A 6137-nucleotide genomic window follows, 5' to 3' on the forward strand; every position below is an offset into this window, starting at 1 on the left:
CCTCTTGGAGGTCAGGCCCGACGGTACGGTGCGCCGGCGCGCCAACGGCACGGCGGGAGCCACCGCGCTGGCCGTGCACCAAGGAGGGGTGACCTTTCTCGGCGGGTACCGCGACGAGCGCGACCGGCTCGTCCACGCCGAACTCCGTCACCAGGAGGTCAGGCCGTACGCCACGGGCCGCCTCGTCGGCCCCGACGGCGGCCCGCTGGGGCAACGCCGCCGGACGGTCTGCCGCGGACCGCGCATCTACGTACAGGAGGAGCCGCACACCGCCTGGGCGGTGTACGACATCGGCGCGGTGAACGACCGCTAGGGCTCAGCCGTGGTGGTCGTGGCCGGAGGAGCCCTTCCCGGCTTCGGCGGAGGAGTCCTTCTCGTCCCCGGAGGGCTTCTTCGCCGCCGAAGAGGCATGGTGCGCCTCGTAGTCCGGGATCGTGCCGTCCGCCTTCTTCACCAGGAAGAGCCCTGCCATTCCCATGTCCGAGTGGCTCTGCACATGGCAGTGGTACATCCAGGCGCCCGCGCCCACCCCCTCCCCCGCGATGACCTGGAAGCCGAAGGAGTCCCCCGGCCCGCAGATCTTGTCGTCGAGGATCTGGCTCGGGTCGTCGGGGCCGGTCAGCAGGCCCGTGCGGTTGTCCGCCCAGCGGTGACCGTGCACGTGGAACGTGTGGTAGTACTCGCCGTGCGTGATCGAGACGAACTCGACCCGATCTCCCACCGTCGCCTCGAAGTTGGGCGCGTCGTGGCCCGCCTTGTTGTTGATCGTCATGTCGTTGAAGACGATCGTGAAGGTCTTGTCCGGCAGCAGGTCGCCCTTGCGGCGCACGATCAGCGCGCCGTACAGGCCCTTGCGCACGCCGCCCGTGCCGTGGTCGGTGCCGACCACGTGGTCGTGGTAGTGCCAGTACCCCGCCGTGCCCGGCCGCCAGGTGCCGTCCTTGCGGCGGCCCGGCGCGTGCGTGCGCCAGGTGTACGTGCGCTTGCCGCCCGGCTCCACGTGGCTCTTGGTGTGTCTGGTGCCGTCGCTGGAGATCTCGTAGTCCATGCCGTGGACGTGCAGGCTGGCGTCGACGTCCATGGTGTTCTCGAACTCGATGTGCAGGGTGTCGCCCTCGTTCAGCTCGATGAGCGGGCCGGGGATGGACGCCTTGCCCTTCTCCAGGCCGTAGCCCATCTGCCCGTCCGGCAGCTTCTCCGCGTACATCTTGATGCGGCGCACCTCGCCGCCGGCCGGCGCGGTCTTCGGCCCTTCGGCGGTGCTCGCCTCGGGCGCCGTGGCCAGCGACAACGATGTCACCCCGGCCGTCGCGGCCACCCCGCCCACGAGCATCCGCCGGTTGAAGCTGCGTCGGTCCATGCCGAACTCCCCACTGCGGTACGGAGACTGATGGGGCGCAGGTGGCCCCCGAGACGGCCACACGGTATCGGGGGGATCCTCGTTTATCCACACGCAGGACAAAGTTCGCGGAATTCCGTCCGTACCTATTGGCGAGTGGCGAAAAGAGGTCTAGCTTCATCCGCGCCTGTTGCTGTGACCGACGAGGGGTGGGTGTACTCATGCGGCTCACGTCGCATCAAGAGCCCTTGACTGTACGAGGGTTGAGCAGAGTCAGACGCAGATCGAACCGCGAGGACCAGGGCCGGAGCCCGGATCGCAGCCGGGTCGGCTCGCGCCGCGCCTGGGCCGCCGCCCTGCTCTCCGGAGCCATGGTCACCGGCGCGCTCTCCACACAGGCCGCGACCGCGCGGCCCTATCCCGAACCGCCTTTGACAACGATGTCCCTGCCGTCGCCGCCCGGCCAGGCGAACGTACGCGTCCTGGTGTTCCATGGGTCGGCGGCGGGCGGCGACGAGTCGCCGGTGGTGAACGCCGGCATCGAGGCCATCGAAAAGATCGGCCAGAGCGGCCCGGCCGCCGAGCGGTTCAAGATCGTGGCGACCGACGACGCGTCGGTCTTCACGAACGAGGCCAAGCTCGGCAAGTTCAACGCCGTCGCCTTCCTGACCGGCGGCGGCGACGTCCTCGACCCCGAGCAGGAAGCGGGCCTGGAGGCCTACATGGAGGCCGGCGGCGGCTTCCTCGGCATCCATGACGCGGCCCGCGCCGAGCCGTACTCCAACTGGTTCACCGGCCTGATCGGCGCACGCCCGGCCGACTCCAGCCCGACGAACGTGCAGCGCGCCACCGTCGAGGTCGGCGACCGGGAGCACCCGGCCACCAAGGACCTGCCCCTTCAGTGGAAGCGCCCCGACCAGTGGCTGAACTGGACCAAGAACCCGTCCGGCGAGGTCCACACCGTGGCCCGTGTGCGCGAGTCGACGTACGCGCCGGGCGAGAGCAAGAACGGCGCCGACCACCCGGTCTCCTGGTGCCGTGACTACGACGGCGGACGCTCCTTCTACACCGGAATGGGCGGTACGGCGGCCTCGTACGACGAGACCGATTTCCGCAGCCACCTGCGCGGCGCCCTGAACTGGACCACCCGCATCTCGCGCGCCGACTGCAAGTCGACGATCAACGCCAACTACAAGGCGCAGCGCCTGACCCAGGCCAACCAGCCGGGCAAGAACGACCAGATCGGCGAGCCGCACGGCCTGGTCACCGCGCCCGACGGCAAGGTCCTCTACATCGGCCGCGGCGGCGCCGACTCCTCGCAGCCGGTCATCACCGACTGGAACAACCCGGACATCGGCAAGGGCAAGGGCGAGATCCACGTCTACGACCCCAAGACGAAGAAGTCGACGCTCGCGGGAGCGCTGACCGTCTTCGGCAACAAGGGCGGCGGCGACGAGCTGATCAAGGTCGAGGAGGGCCTGCTCGGCATCGAACTCGACCCGGAGTTCGAGCAGAACGGCTGGGTGTACCTGCACTACACACCCCACTCGAAGATCAACCGCGAGACGCACATGGCCGAGCGCTACGTGTCGCGCTTCACGCTCGACCGCACCACCGACAAGCTGGACATGGCCAGCGAGAAGGTGCTGCTCAAGTGGCCGGTGCAGATCCACAGCTGCTGCCACGCGGGCGGCGGGATGGCCTGGGACTCCAAGGGCAATCTCTACATCGCCACCGGTGACAACAACTCCTCGCAGTTCAGCGACGGTTACTCGGGCAACAACCCGCAGCCGAACTTCAAGGGCGTCTCCTTCGCCGACGCGCGCCGCACCGCGGGCAACACGAACAACCTGAACGGCAAGATCCTGCGCATCCACCCCGAGGACGACGGGACGTACACGCTCCCCTCGGGCAACCTCTTCACCGGCAAGGAGCCGGACGAGGGCGGCGGCAAGACGCGCGGCGAGATCTATGTGATGGGCGTCAGGAACCCGGCGCGCATCAGCATCGACAAGAAGACCGACACGCTGTACGCGGGCTGGGTCGGCCCGGACGCGGGCGCGCCTTCGACGACGTGGGGCCCGGCGAAGTACGACACGTTCGCCGCGATCACCCACGCCTCCAACCGCGGCTGGCCGTACTGCATGGGCAACAACCAGCCCTACCGCGACCGCAATCTGCCGGACCCGACGAAGCCGCTCGGCTGGTACGACTGCAAGAACCTCAAGAACGAGTCGCCCAACAACGACGGCCTGGTGAACATCCCGCCGGCCGAGCCGAACAACATCTGGTACTCGCCGCAGGGCGGCGGCGTCGACTACCCGCGCGACGCGAAGGGCGTCCCGAGCTACAAGACGGAGGAGCAGAAGATCCTCCTGCCGTGGCTCAAGGGCGGCGGCCAGGCCACGATGAACGGCCCGGTCTACCGCTACGACGCGGCGAGCACGAGCGCCGACAAGTGGCCCTCGTACTGGGACGGCAAGTGGTTCGTCGGTGACTTCTACGACGCCGACCAGCCCCGGCACGCGGTCCTGACCGACCCGAAGACGGTCGGCAGCGGCGGCCTGCCCGTGCACGCCGAGTCCCTGAAGAAGATCATTCCGATCGGCAACGACGGCATCAAGAACCTCATGGACTGGAAGTTCGCCGCCGACGGTTCGCTCTACGTCCTCGACTACGGCCGCGGGTTCTTCACCTCGGACTCCAAGTCGGCGCTGTGGCGCGTCACTTACTCGGGCGGCGAGGCCACACCGGCCGCCAAGGACCTGGCAAGGAAGACCGGATGATGCCCACCGTGAACAAGCGAAGACTCTGGACGGCGCTGTTCGCGTCGCTCCTGATGGTGCTCGGCCTGACGTCGACGGCGGCGAGCCAGCCCGACCGTCCGGGCGCAGCGGCGGCCCAGACGCTGACCTGGACCGCGAACAACGGAATCGACAAGTACGCCTCCGCGCCCGCCACGGCGGTCGCGGGCGCCGCGACGATCGTCTTCGAGAACAGCGAGGCGACCGGCAACGACACCGGCATGCCGCACACGCTGACGTTCGACGTCTCGGACCCCGAGTACAACAACGACGTGCCGCTGAACATCCTGGCCAACCCGAACGACGACCAGGGCGGCAAGCACACGGCGGAGGTCACCCTCACACCCGGCCGGTACCGCTACCACTGCACGATCCCCGGCCACGGCGCGATGCAGGGCATCCTCGTGGTGACCGAGGGCGGCGGCGAGGACACCACCGCTCCGGAGACGGCGGCCAAGGTCGAGGGACAGACCAACGCCGACGGCGCGTACGTCGGTTCGGCCACCGTCTCGGTGACGGCCACCGACGAGGGTTCGGGCGTCGACAAGACCGAGTTCGCGCTCGGCGCGGACGGCGCCTGGCAGCCGTACACGGCGCCCGTGGTCGTCGACCAGGTCGGCACCCACAAGATCCGCTATCGCGCGAGCGACAAGGCGGGCAACGTGGCGGCGGAGAAGGCCGTCGACTTCACGGTGGTCGCGCCGGACACCAATGACAAGACGCCGCCGGAGACCTCGGCGACGGTGACCGGCGAGAAGAACGACAAGGGCGAGTACCTCGGGATGGCGACCATCACCGTGACGGCGTCCGACACCGGCTCCGGCGTCAACAAGATCGAGTACGCGGTCGGCGACGGCGGCGAGTGGACAGCGTACACCGCGCCGGTCATGGTCCACGCCGCGGGCGCGCACAAGATCCGCTACCGCGCCTCGGACAAGGCGGGGAACCAGGCGGCCGAGAAGGCCGTCGAGTTCACCGTGGTCACGCCGCCGGTCGAGGACAAGACGCCGCCGGAGACCGCCGCGAAGGTCGAGGGCGACAAGAACTCGGACGGCGCGTACGTCGGCAAGGCGAAGGTGACGGTCACCGCGACCGACGCCGACTCCGGTGTCGACAAGGTCGAGTACTCGCTCGACGGCGGTCCGTACCTCGCGTACGGCGACCCGGTCGTCGTCGACCGCGTGGGCCGCCACACCGTGGCCTACCGCGCGAGCGACAAGGCGGGCAACGTCTCGGCGGCCAAGGACGTCTCGTTCACCGTCGCCAAGGGCGGCGGGGTCCCGTCCCCGAACTGCGCCGAGTTCGACGAGCGGCTCACGGTCATCGTCGGCACGGTCGACACGGGTATCCCCAACCGGGTCACCAACAACCGGTGCCGCATCAACGAGCTGATCGAGGACGAGAAGGAGTGGACGTCCCACGCGCTCTTCCTGAAGCACGTCAAGAGCGTCACGGACAAGCTCCTGGCGGGCGGTGAGATCGACAAGCGCGAGTACAACAAGATCAACAAGGCCGCCAAGCAGTCCGGCATCGGCAAGCCCGGCCAGACCGACGGATACCGCAAGATCTTCGACGGCACCCAGGAGTCCCTGGACAAGTGGGAGCAGGTCGGCGGCGGCAAGTTCGGCCTGAACGCGGACGGTTCGATCACCAGCAGCACCACCGTCGAGGGCATGGGCATGCTGTGGTTCCCGGAGCGCAAGTACGGCGACTTCTCGCTGAAGCTCCAGTGGCGGGACGACGCGCCGGGCAACGGCAACGCCAACGGCGGCGTCTTCGTGCGCTTCCCGCAGGTCCACGACCACCCGGAGGAGTCACGTCCGGAGTGGGTCGCCATCAAGTACGGGCACGAGATCCAGGCGCTCGACCGGCCTGACGGCGACATGTACAAGACGGGGTCGGTCTACGGCTTCGACCGGGTGGGTCTGGCCGGCGCCGGCGTCACTCCGAAGGGCACGTGGAACGACTACGAGGTCAAGGTGGTGGACCAGCAC

At 68.7% G+C, this 6137-nt stretch carries 3 protein-coding genes and 1 pseudogene; 3 read left to right on the plus strand and 1 reads right to left on the minus strand.

Going from position 1 to position 6137, the window contains the following annotated elements:
- Positions 1–313, plus strand: a pseudogene (locus ACQKIP_RS37180) (hypothetical protein); the annotation flags it as partial.
- A gap of 3 nt (positions 314–316) precedes the next feature.
- Here ACQKIP_RS37180 and ACQKIP_RS37185 read toward each other — a convergent pair.
- Entirely contained in the window at positions 317–1360 is a 1044-nt protein-coding gene (locus tag ACQKIP_RS37185) for a multicopper oxidase domain-containing protein (protein WP_365855357.1), read from the minus strand.
- 350 nt (positions 1361–1710) lie between these two features.
- Between ACQKIP_RS37185 and ACQKIP_RS37190 the strand changes: the two genes are divergently transcribed.
- The gene (locus ACQKIP_RS37190) at positions 1711–4125 is read left to right on the plus strand and encodes a ThuA domain-containing protein (RefSeq protein WP_365855799.1); all 2415 of its coding nucleotides are present in this window, start codon (positions 1711–1713) and stop codon (positions 4123–4125) included.
- 53 nt (positions 4126–4178) lie between these two features.
- On the plus strand, positions 4179–6137 hold a 1959-nt coding region (locus ACQKIP_RS37195), incomplete at its 3' end, for an OmpL47-type beta-barrel domain-containing protein (RefSeq protein WP_427745150.1).

This window comes from Streptomyces sp. NPDC059900, assembly GCF_050270335.1.
In the GTDB taxonomy this organism is placed as follows: Bacteria; Actinomycetota; Actinomycetes; order Streptomycetales; family Streptomycetaceae; genus Streptomyces.

Coding starts and splice junctions, on each gene's coding strand:
- ACQKIP_RS37185 (WP_365855357.1), bottom strand. CDS start 1,360: ATGGACCGACGCAGCTTCAACCGGCGGATGCTCGTGGGCGGGGTGGCC.
- ACQKIP_RS37190 (WP_365855799.1), top strand. CDS start 1,711: ATGGTCACCGGCGCGCTCTCCACACAGGCCGCGACCGCGCGGCCCTAT.